15 protein-coding genes and 1 tRNA gene are annotated in these 14974 nt (G+C 72.6%); 9 read left to right on the top strand and 7 right to left on the bottom strand.

The features are described 5' to 3' along the window. The first annotated feature begins 143 nt into the window (after positions 1 to 143). Positions 144 to 629: a CarD family transcriptional regulator gene (locus ABLE53_RS09405; RefSeq protein WP_348858580.1), complete on the top strand. Its 486-nt coding sequence runs from the start codon at positions 144 to 146 to the stop codon at positions 627 to 629. A gap of 55 nt (positions 630 to 684) precedes the next feature. Then, complete coding sequence (locus tag ABLE53_RS09410) at positions 685 to 1248, top strand: 2-C-methyl-D-erythritol 4-phosphate cytidylyltransferase (protein WP_348858581.1); 564 nt, start codon at positions 685 to 687, stop codon at positions 1246 to 1248. On the opposite strand, the gene ABLE53_RS09415 is transcribed toward ABLE53_RS09410, so the two are convergent. Next, the gene (locus ABLE53_RS09415) at positions 1245 to 1943 is read right to left on the bottom strand and encodes an IspD/TarI family cytidylyltransferase (RefSeq protein ID WP_348858582.1); all 699 of its coding nucleotides are present in this window, start codon (positions 1941 to 1943) and stop codon (positions 1245 to 1247) included. The genes ABLE53_RS09410 and ABLE53_RS09415 overlap by 4 nt on opposite strands. 172 nt (positions 1944 to 2115) lie before the next feature. On the opposite strand from ABLE53_RS09415, the gene nirD reads away from it, so the two are divergent. After that, positions 2116 to 2481: a nitrite reductase small subunit NirD gene (nirD, locus tag ABLE53_RS09420; protein WP_348858583.1), complete on the top strand. Its 366-nt coding sequence runs from the start codon at positions 2116 to 2118 to the stop codon at positions 2479 to 2481. A 19-nt stretch (positions 2482 to 2500) separates the two neighbouring features. Here nirD and ispF read toward each other — a convergent pair whose 3' ends face one another. After that, positions 2501 to 2989, bottom strand: a complete 489-nt coding sequence (ispF, locus tag ABLE53_RS09425) for a 2-C-methyl-D-erythritol 2,4-cyclodiphosphate synthase (RefSeq protein ID WP_348858585.1) — start codon at positions 2987 to 2989, stop codon at positions 2501 to 2503. Between the two features lie 32 nt (positions 2990 to 3021). On the opposite strand from ispF, the gene ABLE53_RS09430 reads away from it, so the two are divergent. The 3 genes from ABLE53_RS09430 to rlmB are packed head-to-tail and all read left to right on the top strand — an operon-like array spanning position 3022 to position 6977. Further along, positions 3022 to 4572, top strand: coding sequence for a molybdopterin-dependent oxidoreductase (locus tag ABLE53_RS09430; protein ID WP_348858586.1), 1551 nt, complete (start codon positions 3022 to 3024; stop codon positions 4570 to 4572). A gap of 30 nt (positions 4573 to 4602) precedes the next feature. Next, positions 4603 to 6009, top strand: a complete 1407-nt coding sequence (gene cysS, locus ABLE53_RS09435) for a cysteine--tRNA ligase (protein ID WP_348858587.1) — start codon at positions 4603 to 4605, stop codon at positions 6007 to 6009. Further along, complete coding sequence (gene rlmB / locus ABLE53_RS09440; protein WP_348858588.1) at positions 6009 to 6977, top strand: 23S rRNA (guanosine(2251)-2'-O)-methyltransferase RlmB; 969 nt, start codon at positions 6009 to 6011, stop codon at positions 6975 to 6977. Before cysS ends, rlmB begins: the two co-directional genes overlap by 1 nt. Here the strand turns inward: rlmB and ABLE53_RS09445 are convergent. Continuing rightward, the gene (locus ABLE53_RS09445; protein WP_348858589.1) at positions 6974 to 8191 is read right to left on the bottom strand and encodes a DUF4032 domain-containing protein; all 1218 of its coding nucleotides are present in this window, start codon (positions 8189 to 8191) and stop codon (positions 6974 to 6976) included. The two genes, rlmB and ABLE53_RS09445, sit on opposite strands and share 4 nt — an antisense overlap. A 54-nt stretch (positions 8192 to 8245) precedes the next feature. After that, the gene (locus ABLE53_RS09450; protein ID WP_348858590.1) at positions 8246 to 10084 is read right to left on the bottom strand and encodes a glycoside hydrolase family 13 protein; all 1839 of its coding nucleotides are present in this window, start codon (positions 10082 to 10084) and stop codon (positions 8246 to 8248) included. Between the two features lie 58 nt (positions 10085 to 10142). On the opposite strand from ABLE53_RS09450, the gene ABLE53_RS09455 reads away from it, so the two are divergent. Beyond that, positions 10143 to 10215, top strand: a tRNA-Thr gene (locus ABLE53_RS09455). A 7-nt stretch (positions 10216 to 10222) separates the two neighbouring features. Here ABLE53_RS09455 and pdxY read toward each other — a convergent pair. Then, positions 10223 to 11098, bottom strand: a complete 876-nt coding sequence (gene pdxY, locus ABLE53_RS09460) for a pyridoxal kinase PdxY (protein WP_348858591.1) — start codon at positions 11096 to 11098, stop codon at positions 10223 to 10225. Between the two features lie 41 nt (positions 11099 to 11139). Here pdxY and ABLE53_RS09465 point away from each other — a divergent pair, with 41 nt between their 5' ends. Next, a complete protein-coding gene (locus ABLE53_RS09465; protein WP_348858592.1) occupies positions 11140 to 12090 on the top strand; it encodes an aldo/keto reductase in 951 nt (316 codons plus the stop codon). Here the strand turns inward: ABLE53_RS09465 and ABLE53_RS09470 are convergent. After that, positions 12077 to 13234, bottom strand: a complete 1158-nt coding sequence (locus ABLE53_RS09470; RefSeq protein WP_348858593.1) for an aminotransferase class V-fold PLP-dependent enzyme — start codon at positions 13232 to 13234, stop codon at positions 12077 to 12079. The genes ABLE53_RS09465 and ABLE53_RS09470 overlap by 14 nt on opposite strands. Before the next feature lie 15 nt (positions 13235 to 13249). After that, positions 13250 to 13915, bottom strand: coding sequence for a uracil-DNA glycosylase (locus ABLE53_RS09475; RefSeq protein ID WP_348858860.1), 666 nt, complete (start codon positions 13913 to 13915; stop codon positions 13250 to 13252). A gap of 62 nt (positions 13916 to 13977) precedes the next feature. Between ABLE53_RS09475 and ABLE53_RS09480 the strand changes: the two genes are divergently transcribed. Continuing rightward, positions 13978 to 14973 (top strand): LLM class F420-dependent oxidoreductase, encoded by a 996-nt coding sequence (locus tag ABLE53_RS09480; RefSeq protein WP_348858594.1) that lies wholly within the window; start codon positions 13978 to 13980, stop codon positions 14971 to 14973. Position 14974 lies beyond the last annotated feature (1 nt).

Consider the following 14974-nt stretch of genomic DNA (forward strand, 5'->3'; position numbering starts at 1 on the left):
CGTTGTGGTGGCTGTCACAGCGTGCCACCATAAGGAAGGGCGATCTGTCAAGACCTCGTTGTCGGCTCTGACCTGCGGAAACGCCGAATCAGGGTTCCCGGATCCGTGGTAGTATGGATCGTCTAGGAAGGGGTACCTGACATATGACTTTCACCGTCGGCGAGACCGTCGTCTACCCGAATCACGGGGCCGCAGTCATCGAGGACATCGAGATGCGGACCATCAAGGGGGAGGAACGGCAGTACCTCGTACTGAGGATCATCGCCCAGCAGGACCTCGTTGTTCGGGTTCCGGCCAACAACCTCGATCTCGTAGGTGTCCGAGACGTCGTCGACAAGGACGGGCTCGACCGGGTGTTCGAGGTGCTGCGTGCAGCTCACGTCGAGGAGCCGACCAACTGGTCGCGTCGCTACAAGGCCAATCTCGAGAAGCTGCACAGCGGCGACGTCATGAAGGTCGCCGAGGTCGTGCGCGACCTGTGGCGCCGTGAGCGCGACCGCGGTCTCTCCGCCGGCGAGAAGCGGATGCTGGCCAAGGCTCGTCAGATCCTGGTCTCGGAGCTCGCCCTGTGTGAGCACACGAACGAGGACAAGGCCGAGGCCCTCCTCGACGAGGTCCTCGCGAGCTGACGCAGAACGCGCCCCGGGCATCGCCCGGGGCGCTTTCGTTTGTAGGTTGGCGCTCGTGATCGAGGAGTACGCCGTCCCGCCCGCGCTCGGCACCGTCGTCGAGGGCGACCGCGGCTCGCTCCCGTTCGCGCTCATCCACGGCGAGGCGCTCGTCGCCGCCGCGGTGTGGGCGCTCGGCGAGTCCGGCGTCACGCCGGTCGACTTCCCGACCACGTGGGAGGCGCTGGCGGACTCCGGCGAGCCCTTCGTGCTGCACGACCCGCTGTGCCCGATGACCCCGGCCGCGTTCATCGCCCGGTGCGTCGTCACCGCCGTCGAGCGGGGCGCGGTCGTCGTCGGCGTGCGGCCCGTCACCGACACGGTGAAGGTCCTCGACGACGGGTTCGTCGGCGCGACCATGGACCGCGGCGGACTGTGGTCGGTCGCCTCGCCGATCGTGCTGCCCGCACCGGTGGTCGCGGCGCTGGACGGCCTGCCGAGCACCGACTTCGCCGAGCTCGCCCCGACGCTCGCGGCGCGCTTCCCCGTCGTCACGCTCGAGGCGCCGGCCGACGCGCGCCGGGTGAGCACGCCCGACGACGTACGCCTGCTCGAGGCGCTGACGCTCCCGGCCGGCTAGCCCTCGCCGAGCAGCGCCGCCGCGGCGGCGAGGTCCTCGGCGAAGGTGACCTTGAGGTTGAGCGGCGAGCTCGCCACGGCGGCGATGCGTACGCCGTCCGGCCCACCGGCGTACCGCTCCAGGCAGACGGCGGTGTCCGTGCCGTCGAACCCGTCGGTCGCCGCGCGGTCGTAGGCCGCGAGGAGGTCCGCGGCGCGGAACGCCTGCGGCGTTTGCACGCCGACCAGCTGCTCGCCGGGGGCGGCCGGACGCAGGTCGCGCGTGAGGAGATGGGTGAGCGGCACGACCGGGATCGCGCCGCCGTGCTCACGGGCCTGAGCGATGGTCTCGGCGTACAGATCCGGCGAGGCGAGGGGGCGGGCGGTGTCGTGGATGGCGACGACGTCGACCGCGCCGCTCGCGATGTCGGCGCGCAGCACCTCGAGGGCCGCCTGCTCGGAGGCGTGCCGGGTCTCGCCGCCGAGGGTGACGGCGACCTCGCGGTCGCCGAGCAGGGGTACGACGGCGTCGGTGACCGCGTCCTGGTCGCCGTCGCGTACGACGAGGACGATCCGCGCGACGTCCGCCACGGCCAGTGCTGTCGTGACGGAGCGTCCCAGCGCGGTCGAGGCGCCGAGGGGCAGCAGCACCTTGTTGGTCGCGGCGCCGACACGGGTCCCGGACCCCGCGGCGAGGAGGACGAGGGCGGCTGGCACGGGCCGGACGTTACCGCCTCGGTGTCGGGCCGGGGTTGGGGCAGTGTTCACCGACTTGTTTTCACGCCCGTTACACAACGAAACAGCCGCCGAACAACTCGTCCCTACGTTCAGAGCCACCGAAGGGAGGCCCCTGAATGTCGACGAAGCTGCTCGGGCCGGCTACGTCCTCATGACTCCGCGTGCGGGCTCCGGCGACGAATGGCAGCCGGTCTGCAAAGTGGAGGATCTGGAGGTCGAGCGCGGTGCCACCGCTCTCGTGCACGGCCAGGCGATCGCCATCTTCCGGATGGCCGACGACACCGTCTATGCGCTCGGAAACCACGACCCGTACGCCAAGGCCTCCGTCATGGCGAAGGGGATCGTGGGGATGCGCGGTGACGTGCCGTTCGTCGCGTCGCCGACCCACCGGCACGGGTTCGACCTGCGCACCGGGCGCTGCCTGGAGGACCCGCACGTGGCGGTTCCGGCCTACCTCGTCAAGGTGGTCGACGGCACGGTCATGATCGGCCACCGCAAGGTGGGCGACGCGGCCTGACCGAACGCCGGGCGGGCGGTCAGGCCGGCAGGACCAGGGCGGTGGCGATCGCGGCCACGCCCTCGCCGCGGCCGGTGAGACCGAGTCCGTCGGTGGTGGTCGCGGAGACGCTCACCGGCGCGCCGAGTGCCTCACCCAGGGCGGCCTCGGCCTCCGCGCGTCGCGGGCCGATCTTCGGCCGGTTGCCGATCACCTGGACGGCCACGTTGCCGATGACGAAGCCCGCCGCGCGGAGCCGGCTGGCCGTCTCGGCGAGCAGGTCGACGCCCGCGGCTCCGGCCCATTCGGGCTCCGAGGTACCGAAGTTGGAGCCGAGGTCCCCGAGCCCCGCCGCGGACAGCAGCGCGTCGCAGCAGGCGTGGGCGGCGACGTCGCCGTCGGAGTGGCCGGCCAGCCCCTGCGGCTCCTCGGGGAACGAGAGCCCGGCCAGGTGCAGAGGCACGCCCCCCTCGAGCCGGTGGACGTCGGTGCCGATGCCGACGAGCGGCAGCAGCTGGTTGTAGGACATGGCGTGATCATGCCGGAGGCACACTGGAGGGCGTGACACAGGTACGGACCGGCGATGGTCCGACGGCGCCGGCCGACGAGCCCTCCCGCGAGCCCGCGGGAGGAGCGCTGGCGGCCCTCGCCGGCCTCGTCGCCGGGTGGGCCGGGCTGGCGGTGGCATGGTTCGCCGCGCACGCGCTCTCCGCGAAGGACGACCCGGTCACGGCCGTCGCCGAGCAGATCATCCGACGCGTGCCGGGCGGCCTCGCCGAGGAGGGGATCCAACGGCTCGGCCACCACGACAAGCCGGTGCTCGTCGGGCTCGTGCTGGCGTTCCTGACCGCGGTCTTCGTGGCGGTCGGATGGCTGTCGCGGCGACCGTGGGCGCCGGTCGCGGGGTTCGGCGCGCTCGCGGTGGTCGGGGCGCTCGCGGTCTCGGCGCAGCCGGGGACCGGCGTACGCGAGGAGCTGCCGGTCGCGGCCGGGTTCCTCACCTGGGTCGGGCTGCTCGCGGTCCTCCGCAGCCCGCTGCGTGAGCCCCGCGCGTACGGCGACGGGCGGCGGTTCCTGCTGCAGGCCGGCGTCGTGGCCGCGGGCGCGGCCGCCCTCGGGGCTGTGACACCGTCGGTCGGCCGGGCGCGGCGCCGGGTCGAGGCGGCCCGGTCCGCGCTGCGGATCCGCGGCCTGACCAAGCCGGCCACGCCCGCCGGCGCCGACCTCGGCGAGGCGCTGCCGTGGGCCACGCCGACGGGCGACTTCTACCGGATCGACACCGCCATCACGCCGTCGTACGTCGACCCGGCGGGCTGGACGCTCAAGATCCACGGCATGGTCGAACGTCCGGTCGAGGTCACCTTCGAGGACCTGGTCGCCCGGCGGCGTACGAACGCCTGGATCACGCTCAACTGCGTCTCCAACGAGGTCGGCGGCGACCTGATCGGCAACGCGTGGTGGAGCGGCGTACGCCTCCGGGACCTGCTCGCCGAGGCGGGCGTGCAGGACGGAGCCGACGCGGTGCTGCAGACCTCGGCCGACGGCTGGACCTGCGGGACGCCAATGGCCGCGCTCACCGACGACCGCCCCGCGATCCTCGCGCTGGCCATGAACGGCGCGCCGCTGCCGATCGAGCACGGCTTCCCGGTGCGGACGGTGGTGCCGGGGCTGTTCGGCTACGTGAGCGCGTGCAAGTGGGTCGTCGACCTGGAGGTGACGACGATGTCGCACGCCGTGGGCTACTGGATCACCCGCGGCTGGGCGGCTGAGGGGCCGGTCAAGCTGGCGTCGCGCATCGACCGGCCGCGTGCCGGCGCGACCGTCCCGGCCGGCCGTTACACCGTCGCCGGGGTGGCGTGGGAGCAGGAGACCGGCATCTCGAAGGTCGAGGTCGCGGTCGACGGCGGGGCTTGGCGGGAGGCCCGCCTCGGACGGGTGCCCAGCGTCGACACGTGGGTCCAGTGGGCCCTCGACGTCGACCTCCGCGCCGGCGACCACCGGGTCACCGTCCGCGCGGTCGACCGCCGCGGGACCGTGCAGACCTCCGTCCGTCGCGACGTGGTGCCGGACGGTGCGACCGGGTGGCACCAGGTGAGCTTCGAGGCTTCGTGATGTGAGGGCCCTCTTCCCTAGACTTGCCGGGTGACCCTCAGGCTCTACGACACCGCGGCCCGCGAAGTCCGTGACTTCGTCCCCTTGCAGCCCGGCAAGGCGTCGCTCTACGTCTGTGGCCTGACCGTCCAGTCGGCGCCCCACGTCGGCCACGTCCGCTCCGGCGTCAACTTCGACGTCCTGCAGCGCTGGCTGCGCGCGTCCGGCTACGACGTGACGTTCATCCGCAACGTCACCGACATCGACGACAAGATCCTGATCAAGTCGGCCGAGCAGGGCCGGCCCTGGTACAACCTCGCCTACGAGGTGCGGCGCGATCTCGACGCCGCCTACGCCTCGCTCAACGTCGCCCCGCCGACGTACGAGCCGCTGGCCACCGGCCACATCCCCGAGATGGTCGAGCTGATCGGCGAGCTGGTCGCCAACGGGCACGCGTACGCCGCGGAGGACGGCTCGGGGGACGTCTACTTCGACGTCCGGTCCTGGCCGGCGTACGGCGAGCTCTCGCACCAGTCGATCGACGACATGGAGCCGGCCGAGGACGCCGATCCGCGCGGCAAGCGCGACCCGCGCGACTTCGCGCTGTGGAAGGGCTGGAAGAAGGAGAGCGAGCCGGAGACCGCGGCGTGGCCGGCCCCGTGGGGGCCGGGCCGTCCGGGGTGGCACATCGAGTGCTCGGCGATGGTGGGCAAGTACCTCGGCCCGGCCTTCGACATCCACGGCGGCGGCATCGACCTGCGCTTCCCGCACCACGAGAACGAGCAGGCCCAGTCGCGCGCGGCCGGCCGGCCGTTCGCGTCGTACTGGATGCACAACGCCTGGATCACCACCGCCGGCGAGAAGATGTCGAAGTCGCTCGGCAACAGCCTGGTGATCCCGGAGGTCCTGAAGAGCTACCGCGGGATCGAGCTGCGCTACTACCTCGTCGCCGCCCACTACCGGTCGCACGTGGAGTTCAGCTTCGAGGCGCTCGACGAGGCGGCCAAGGCCCTCGGCCGCATCGAGTCGTTCCTCGAGCGCGCGGCCCCGCACGTGCCCACGGTGGTCGACCTGCCCGAGGCGTTCGTCGCCGCGATGGACGACGACCTCGGTACGCCGGCGGCGACCGCCGTGATCCACGACTGCGTGCGCGAGGGGAACCGGATGCTGGCCGAGGGGCGTCTCGAGGAGGCGGGCCGCTACGCGGCGTCTGTGCGGGCGATGGCCGACGTGCTCGGCATCGACCCGGCGGATCCGGCGTGGGCCGCGACCTCGGCGGGTGCGGATCCGAAGCTGACCGGTGTGGTCGGCGCGCTCGTCGCCGGCCTGCTGGAGGAGCGCGGCGCCGCGCGTGCCGCGAAGGACTGGGCACGCGCCGACGCGATCCGCGACCAGCTCAAGAAGGCCGGCGTCGAGATCGAGGACACCCCCGACGGACCGAAGTGGAGCATCTCCTGATGGCAGGCAACTCGTCGCGTCGCGGCGCTGTCTCGAAGGGCCGCAAGAAGGGCGCCACCGTCGGCTCCGGCGGTCAGCGCCGCCGCGGGCTCGAGGGCAAGGGGCCGACGCCGAAGGCGAAGGACCGCCCGCACCACAAGGCCCACAAGGCGGCGCAGAGGTCCGAGCGGCCCGGCAAGCCGGCCGGCGGCCGGCCGCGCAAGCGCACCGGCAGCGACGCGGAGTGGATCGCCGGGCGCAACTCCGTCGTCGAGGCGCTGCGCGAGGGCGTGCCGGTCAACGGGCTCTACGTCGCCGAGGGCGCCGAGCGCGACGGCCGCCTGCGGGAGGCGTTCCAGCTCGCCGCCGACGGCGGGATCAGCCTGCTCGAGGTCAACCGCGTCGAGCTCGACCGGCTCACCGGCGGAGCCGTCCACCAGGGGCTGGCGGCGCGGATCCCGGCCTACGACTACGCCCACCCGGACGACCTGCTCGACCGCGCCGACGAGCTCGGCGAGCCTCCGCTGGTCGTCGCGCTCGACCAGGTCACCGACCCGCGCAACCTCGGGGCGGTCATCCGCTCGGCGGCCGCGTTCGGCGCCCACGGCGTACTCATCCCCGAGCGGCGCGCGGCCGGCATGACCGCCGCCGCGTGGAAGACCTCCGCGGGGGCAGCCGCGCGCATCCCGGTCGCCCAGGCCGTGAACCTCACCCGGCAGCTGAAGGCCTACCAGGAGGCCGGGCTCATGGTCGTCGGGCTCGACATGGACGGCGACGTCTCGCTGCCCGAGCTCGCGGCCGAGGGCGGGCTCGCCGACGGGCCGCTGGTGGTCGTCGTCGGGTCGGAGGGCGACGGCCTCTCCCGGCTGGTCGCGGAGACCTGCGACCAGATCGTCTCGATCCCGATGGCCAACTCCGTCGAGTCGCTCAACGCCGGGGTCGCCGCCTCCGTCGTGCTGTACGCCGTGGCCCAGGCGCGCGGCACCTAGATCTCGGGCGGGGCGGTGATGGCCTTCTCCTCGGGGCGCTGGTGGATGACCGAGTCGAAGTAGTCGCGGGCGGCGTCGAGGAGCTTGACGTAGGCCCCACGGCGCTCGGACATGAACCAGCGGTGCTCGAGGATCTCGTGGAACATCTGGGCCGGCTCGAGCTTGCTGTGCGCCTCGGGCGGGATCATCGCGACCATCGGCTCGTAGATCTCCGCCATCCACCGCTGCGCGACCACCTCGCGGGAGAGGCCGCCGAGGTCGCGGGAGAGGGTGTAGGCGGCGATGTCGTTGAGGATGCGGCGGGCCTGCTCGTCCTCGACGTCGAGGCCGGTGAGGCCGCGCAGCTCGCGCTGGTGGTGGCCGGCCTCCACGACGCGGGGGCAGACCTGGATGGTGTCGCGGTCGTAGTCGGTGACGATGTCGAGCTCCTCCACGTCGAACCCGAGGTCGTTGAGCCGGTGGATGCGCTGCTCGAGCTCCCACATCCGGTCGGTCGCGAACTCCTGGGTCTCGGTGAGCTCGCCCCACAGCTCGGCGTACCGGCGGTGGAGCAGGGCGATGATGTCGTCCGGTGACTCGTCGGGGGCGACGGCGCCGCTGGCCATCAGGTCGAGGAGCTCGCCGTACACGTTCTCGGTGGCGATCTGGAGGTCCCACTCCCGCATCCGGTCCGACAGGGTGGCGCGGAGCTCGCCGGTCTCGGCGTCGACGAGGTACGCCGCGAAGCCGCCGGCGTCACGGCGGAAGAGGACATTGGAGAGCGACACGTCGCCCCAGTAGAAGTCGGCGAGGTGGAGCCTGACGAGGAGTACGACGAGGGCGTCGACCAGGGTCGGGAGCCGGTCGGCGGTGAGGCCGTGCTCGAAGAGGGCGCGGTAGGGGAGCGAGAAGGGCAGGTGCTCGGTCATCAGCGCCGCCGGCAGCTCCTGGCCGTCGCGGTCGACGCGGCCGGTGACGACGGCGTGGGGGACGACGGTGGGCAGGGAGAGCCGCTGCAGGTCGCGCAGGGTGCGGTACTCCCGGAAGGCGATCTCCTCCTGCGTCTCCTTCACGGCGTAGATCCGGCTGCCGAGCCGGACGATGCGGACGACATGGCGAGAGATGCCCTGGGCGAGGGGTACGACGACGTCCTCGCCCCACGCCTCGAGCGGTGTCGTCCAGGGCAGCGTCACGATCCCGGGGTCCGGGCGACTGGCGACGATGCGCAGTGCCATGGCAGCGAGACTAGTGGGCGCGCCGGGCCGGGCTCACCTCCGCGTGGCCCTCCGTCACAGCTGCCAGACCCAGAAGCCCGGGCCGTCGGACGGCGGGAGCTCGACCGTCGTGCCGGCCGGCTTCAGCGCCGCCGCCGCGCCCTCGGTGGCGGCCAGCAGCGAGCCGTCAGCCAGCGCGAGCTGCGCCGCCTCGAGCGTGACCGCCGGTCCGCCCGCGCGACGGGCGCACACGAGCACCGACCCGGAGGGGTGCTCCCGCAGGTAGACGAGGCAGTCGTCGTCGACGTACGCCCAGCGCAGGCCGCCGTAGGCCAACGCGGGATGGTCGCGGCGCAGCGTCGCGAGGGTCTTGTACGCCGACAGCGTGGCGGTGTCCCAGGTGTCGCGGTGTGCCCACGGCATCGGCCGGCGTCCGTCCTCGCCGTTGACGCCCTCGAGGCCGAGCTCGTCGCCGGCGAACACCATCGGGACACCGGGCAGGGTGAACTGCAGGCCGGCGGCGACCCGGTGGCGGGCCGGGTCCTGGGTGAGGGTGCGGATCCGGGCGGAGTCGTGGGAGCTGAGGATGTTCCACGACTGGGCGGTGGCGCGGTGGCCGTAGCGGGCCCGCCACTCCTGCAGGGCGCGGTGGATGAGCGGCCCGGGCCGTCGCGGGACGGCGACCGGGCGGCCGAACGGCCGGGCCGGCGTCTCCTCGGCGCGCAGCCAGGACCAGACCGGCCAGGAGAAGCCGGAGTAGTTCATCGTGCCGTGCCAGCCGTCGCCGTCGATGTCGCCCGACGCGTCGTGGTTGTGCTCGCCGATGACCCAGGCGTCGTGCTTCTCCGCCTCCGCGGTCCGGCGTACGGCGCGGGCGGCCTGGTGGTTGACGTCGATGGCACCGAGCCGGCCGGTCATGTTGGCGACGTCGATGCGCCAGCCGTCCAGGCTGTACGGCGGGCGCATCCAGCGGGCGACCGTGCTCCCGGGTCCCTCGATCATGGTCCGGCGCATCGCGTCGTCGGTGTGGTCGAGCTTCGGCAGCGTGCCGTGGCCGAGCCAGCACTCGTAGGCGCCGTCGGGGTGGAAGTAGTACCAGCTGCGGGTGTCCGCGGCAGGGTCCTCCTTGGCGCGCACGAACCACTCGTGGGTGTCGCCGGTGTGGTTGGCGGTGAGGTCGCCGAGGAGGTGCCAGCCGCGCTCGTGGACGGCGGCCGCGAGCCGGGCGTAGGCCTCGTCGCCGCCGAGCAGCGGGTCGATCCGGTCGAAGGTCGTCGCGTTGTAGCGGTGGTTGCTCTCGCCCGGGAAGACCGGGGTCAGATAGAGCACGGTGGCCCCGGTCCCCTCGACGTGGTCGAGGTGGTCGACGATGCCGTCGAGGTCGCCGCCGAAGAGCTGCAGCGGCGTGTGCGGGTCGGTCGGCTCGAAGACCACCGCGTCGTCCCACGCCGCCGGGACCGCCCACTCCGGCGTCGGCCGGTCGTCGGCCGCGCTGCTCCGGGCGAAGCGGTCGGGGAAGACCTGGTAGACGACCGCGTGCCTGGTCCACCCCGGCGCCGGCTCGTGCGAGCTCACCTTGAAGTCGAAGGCGTCCGGGCCGTCGTACTCGATCACGCCGGCGGCCGTGAGCCAGCGCTGGCTGCCGTCGGCGTACGCCAGCAGGAAGCGGTAGTGCGTCACCGGGTTGTGGACCGGCAGGTCGCCCTGCCACCAGGTCGTGTGCTCGTCGTGGCGGGTGACCGTGCAGGGGTGGTACGTCGGCTCGGCGTCGTAGGTCGTGCGGATCCAGATCCGCTCCACCGGGTCGTCGGCGGCCGTGCGGACGCGGACCTTCACCGTCCAGCCGCGCGTGGGCGACTCGTCGTCGAGGTACAGCGGCGACCCGTCGTGGTGCGGCTCGTGGAGCAGGTGCATGTCTCCATTCTCCGGATGACTGTCTACGATTGCCGCGCTGCCGCGAACGGGGCAGCGTGCCGCGTTAGCTCAGTTGGCAGAGCATTCGCCTTGTAAGCGAAATGTCGGGAGTTCGATCCTCCCACGCGGCTCGGCGCCTCAACGGAGCTGGCGGACCTCGAAGCGGGTCGGCGGCGTCGCGATGTCGTCCTGGGAGGCGACCAGCTCGAGCTCGCGGCGGCCGGAGGCCAGGGTGCGCTCGAGGATGGCGAAGAGCGTGTTGGCGGTCTTGCCGAGCGCATCCGGGGTGTTGCCGGAGAGCAGCAGGTGGGAGAGGTAGACCGCCGCCGTGACGTCGCCGCCGCCGTTCGGCGTGATCGGCAGCAGCGGGGTGGTGACCGCCCAGGCGCCCTCGTCGGAGACGGCGACCAGGTCGATGGTGTGCGGGTTCGTGGTGACGACCGAGGTGACCAGGACGTTGGACGGCCCGCCTGCCGAAGCGGAGCCCGAGGCGTTGGATCCAGCGCGTACGACGTCGACGGCGTCGAGCACCTCCTGCAGCGTCCGGGTCTCGACGCCGGCGAGGTAGTTCAGCTCGAAGTGGTTGGGCGTGATGACGTCGGCCGCCGGGACCACTTCGTCGCGCATGAACTCCGGGATCCCGGGGCGTACGAACATCCCGCGGCCGACGTCGCCCATCACCGGGTCGCAGCAGTAGAGCGAGCGCGGGTTCTCGCCCTTGACCCGGGCGACCGCGTCGAGGATCACCGCGCCGACGGCGGGGTCGCCCTGGTAGCCCGAGAGCACCGCCGAGACGGTCTGCAGCGCGCCCCGCTCGTCGATGCCCGCGATGACGTCGGCGACGTCGGACGCCGACTGCACCGGGCCGCGCCACTCGCCGTACCCGGTGTGGTTGGAGAAGTTGACCGTCAGGACCGGCCAGACCTCGTGGCCGAGACGCTGGATCGGGAAGACCGCGGCCGAGTTGCCGACGTACCCGAAGGCGACGTGGGACTGGATCGAGAGGATCTGCACCCTCGCATCCTCTCATTGTGAGCGTTGCTAAGTTTTCGAGCATGACGGACATGACGTACCGACCGCTCGGCGACTCCGGCCTGATGGTCAGCGCCGTGGGCATCGGCTGCAACCAGTTCGGTCGCCGCGTTGACCTCGACGGCGTCAGGGAGATCCTCACCGCCGCCCGCGAGGCGGGCGTGACGCTGCTCGACACCTCCGACTCCTACGGCCCACGGGGCCGCTCGGAGGAGCTCATCGGCGAGGCGCTCAAGGGGCAGCGCGAGGAGTTCGTGCTGGCGACGAAGTTCGGCAGCGACATGGGCGGGGTCAACGGTCCCGACTACGGCGCCCGCGGCGCGCGGCGCTACATCCGGCGGGCCGTCGAGTCCTCGCTCCAGCGGCTGCAGACCGACCACATCGACCTCTACCAGCTGCACTTCCCCGATCCGGTGACGCCGATCGAGGAGACCCTCTCGGCGCTCACCGACCTGGTCCGGGAGGGCAAGGTGCGCTACCTCGGCTGCTCCAACCTCGCCGGCTGGCAGATCGCCGACGCCGACTGGACCGCCCGCACCGCCGGCCTGGAGCGCTTCGTCTCGGCGCAGAACCGCTACTCGCTGCTCGACCGGAGCATCGAGAAGGAGGTCGTGCCCGCCGCCGAGCAGTTCGGGCTGGGGATCCTGCCGTACTTCCCGCTCGAGTACGGCCTGCTGACCGGGAAGTACAAGCGCGGCCAGGCCGCGCCGGAGGGCACCCGTGGGGCGAGCGGGCCGGCGCCGTGGCTGGAGAGCGCCGACTGGGACCGGATCGATGCGGTCGAGAAGTACGCCGCCGCGCGCGGCCTCACGCCGCTCGACGTCGCCATCGCGGGGCTGGCCGCCCAGCCCGCCGTCGCCTCGGTCATCTCGGGCGCGACCAGGGGCGAGCAGGTCACGGCGAACGCCGCCGCGCTGCGTTGGCACCCGTCGGAGTCCGACCTCGAGGAGCTCGACGAGATCACCGCAGTCTGAGGCTCCCGCGCGGCGGGAGCCCCAGCCCGGTCAGGACCTCGGCGAGCCGGTCGAAGTCGTCGGGCGTGGTGTACGGCGCTGCCCCGAGCCGCAGGTAGCCGGCTCCGTCGTGGAGGACGGGCGCGACCTCGACGCCGTGCGCCGAGAGCCGGTCGTAGAGGGCGACGACGTCGTCCTCCGTGGAGGCGACGCCGTCGGGGAGCCGCACCAGCCGCATGGCCGGGGCGGGCGAGCCGGGCAGGCCGTCGAGGGAGGTGCCGAGCGCCTCCGCCACTCGCTTCTGCCCGTGCCCGACCAGGTCGGTGTGGCGGGCCACCTGGTCCCAGCCGCCGACCTCCACCCAGAAGTCCAGCCCGGCGCCGGCCGCGAGCCAGCCGGCGTAGTCCCACGTGCCCGGATGGTCGAGGGCCCGTGCGAAGCCGTCCTCGAGCTGCCAGCTCTTCACCAGCGGCGCGGGCGCGGCGGCCAGCGCCGGGTCGTGCCACAGCAGCGCGGTGCCGCGCGGTGTGTAGGCCCACTTGTGCAGGTTGCCGACCCAGTACGCCGCACCGAGCGAGTCGATCCGGTCGTCGAGGTGTCCGGGCGCGTGCGCGGCGTCGACCAGCACCGGTGCGTCCACGGCCGCGGCGACGGCCGCGACCGGCAGCACTGTCGCCGTCGGCGAGGTGATCCGGTCGACCACCACCAGCCTGGTGCGCGGGCCGCACACGCCGGCGTACGCCGCCACGACCTCGTCGTCCTCCGCGCCGACGGGGAAGGAGGCCTCGATGACCCGCGCGCCGGCGCGGGCGGCGTGGTGCTCCAGCGCCAGGCGTACGGCGCCGTAGCCGTGGTTGCTCGCGACCAGCTCGTCCCCGGGGCGCAGGTCGAGGGAGCCGAGCACCGCCGAGACGCCCTCGGACACGTTGCGGACCCAGCCGACCCGGTCCGGGTCGACGCCGAGGAAGCCCGCCGCACGCACGCGCGCGGCCGCGATCAGGCCGGGCAGCTCGACCCGGTTGAAGCGGTGCGGGTTGCGCTCGGCGTGCTCGCGCCAGTCCTCGGCCGCACGGCGTACGACGACCGGGGCGACGCCGTAGGCGCCGTGGTTGAGATGGACGACGTCGGGGTCGAGGCCGAAGGCCTCCAGCATCGCGGGGTCCACGAGGTCATTCTGTCCTCAGCCGGGCAGCGACCAGTCCATCGGCTCGCCACCCTGGCGGACGAGGAGGTCGTTGACCCGCGAGAACGGCCGGGAGCCGAAGAAGCCGCGGTGGGCCGACAGCGGCGACGGGTGGGCCGACTCGACCCACGGCACCGACCCCAGCATCGGCTTGAGCGACTGCGCCTGGCGCCCCCACAGGATCGCCGCGAGCGGCATCCCGTCGGCGTCGTGGCGGCGTACGAGCGACTCGATCGCGCACTGGGTGACCTCCTCCCAGCCCTTGTTCTGGTGGGAGGCGGGAGCGCCGGGCCGCACCGTCAGCACCCTGTTGAGCAGCATGACGCCGCGGTCGGACCAGGCGGTGAGGTCGCCGTGCTCGGGAGGTGCGACGCCGAGGTCGTTCGCCAGCTCGCGGTAGATGTTGTCGAGGGACTTCGGCAGCGGCCGGACGTGCTTCTCGACCGCGAAGCAGAGCCCGATCGGGTGCCCCGGGGTCGGGTAGGGGTCCTGCCCGACGATCAGCACGCGTACGTCGGCCAGCGGCCGCCGGAATGCCTTGAAGATGCTGTCACCCGCCGGGAGGTAGGGCCGTCGCTTGGCCAGCTCCTCCCGCAGGAAGACCCCCATCTGGGCGATCCGGCCCTCCACGGGAGCGAGTGCCTGCGCCCAGTCGGGCGCCATGAGTCCGCGGTCGACGAGGCCTGCCAGCGTGGTCACGTCCAGGGAGGCTATACGTTGGCGACATGCGATTCGGAGTGTTCATCCCGCAGGGCTGGCGGTTCGACCTCGTCGGGATCCCCGACGCCGAGCAGTGGCCGACCATGAAGGCGCTGGCGCAGCGCGCGGACGCCAACCCGGGCTGGGAGTCGCTCTGGGTCTACGACCACTTCCACACCACCCCGCAGCCCTCCGACGAGGCGACGCACGAGGCGTGGACGCTGATGTCGGCGTTCGGCGCGGTCACCGACCGGATCCGGCTCGGGCAGATGTGCACCTGCATGAGCTACCGCAACCCGGCCTACCTCGCGAAGGTCGCGGCCACCGTCGACCACGTCTCCGGTGGCCGGGTCGAGATGGGTATCGGCGCCGGCTGGTACGAGCACGAGTGGCGGGCCTTCGGCTACGGCTTCCCCGAGGCCCGCGACCGGCTCGGCATGCTGCGCGAGGGTGTGCAGATCTTCCGCCAGGCGTGGACCGAGGGCACGGCGACGCTGGACGGGAAGTACTACCAGGTCGACGGCGCGCTCGTCCGGCCGCTCCCGCTGCAGAAGGGCCGCAGCGGCATCCCGATCTGGGTCGCCGGCGGCGGCGAGAAGGTGACGCTCAAGATCGCCGCGGAGCACGCCGACTACACCAACTTCGTCGGCATCCCCGAGGTGTTCCGGGCCAAGTCCGCCGCACTGGCCGAGCACTGCAGGAACCTCGGCCGCGACCTCGACGAGATCACTCGCAGCTCCAACTTCAACGTCTACATCGGCGAGACCGAGGCCGAGGCTGAGGCCAAGGTCGAGGGCCACGTGGCCCGGGTGGCGCCGTACCTCGGCCAGGCGAAGGCCGAGGAGTGGGTCGGCGGGCTCCGCAAGACCGCGCTCGTCGGCACGCCCGACCAGATCGTCGAGCGGCTGCAGGAGGTCGAGCGGCTCGGGCTGTCGTACGCCATCGCGAACTTCGCCGACGCGGCGTACGACGCCTCCTCGATGGAGCTCTTCGAGCAGAAGGTGATCCCCGCCCTGCAGTGAC

Origin of the sequence: Nocardioides asiaticus, from assembly GCF_040049175.1 — a bacterium.
Taxonomy (GTDB): domain Bacteria; phylum Actinomycetota; class Actinomycetes; order Propionibacteriales; family Nocardioidaceae; genus Nocardioides; species Nocardioides cheoyonin.

Bases quoted from the DNA above. Each gene is read 5' to 3' on its own strand.
- ABLE53_RS09475 (WP_348858860.1), bottom strand. From the start codon at position 13,915: ATGGCGCCCGACTGGGCGCAGGCACTCGCTCCCGTGGAGGGCCGGATC.
- ABLE53_RS09450 (WP_348858590.1), bottom strand. From the start codon at position 10,084: ATGCACCTGCTCCACGAGCCGCACCACGACGGGTCGCCGCTGTACCTC.
- ABLE53_RS09445 (WP_348858589.1), bottom strand. From the start codon at position 8,191: ATGGCACTGCGCATCGTCGCCAGTCGCCCGGACCCCGGGATCGTGACG.
- rlmB (WP_348858588.1), top strand. From the start codon at position 6,009: ATGGCAGGCAACTCGTCGCGTCGCGGCGCTGTCTCGAAGGGCCGCAAG.
- ABLE53_RS09465 (WP_348858592.1), top strand. From the start codon at position 11,140: ATGACGGACATGACGTACCGACCGCTCGGCGACTCCGGCCTGATGGTC.
- ABLE53_RS09405 (WP_348858580.1), top strand. From the start codon at position 144: ATGACTTTCACCGTCGGCGAGACCGTCGTCTACCCGAATCACGGGGCC.
- nirD (WP_348858583.1), top strand. From the start codon at position 2,116: ATGACTCCGCGTGCGGGCTCCGGCGACGAATGGCAGCCGGTCTGCAAA.
- ispF (WP_348858585.1), bottom strand. From the start codon at position 2,989: ATGTCCTACAACCAGCTGCTGCCGCTCGTCGGCATCGGCACCGACGTC.
- ABLE53_RS09480 (WP_348858594.1), top strand. From the start codon at position 13,978: ATGCGATTCGGAGTGTTCATCCCGCAGGGCTGGCGGTTCGACCTCGTC.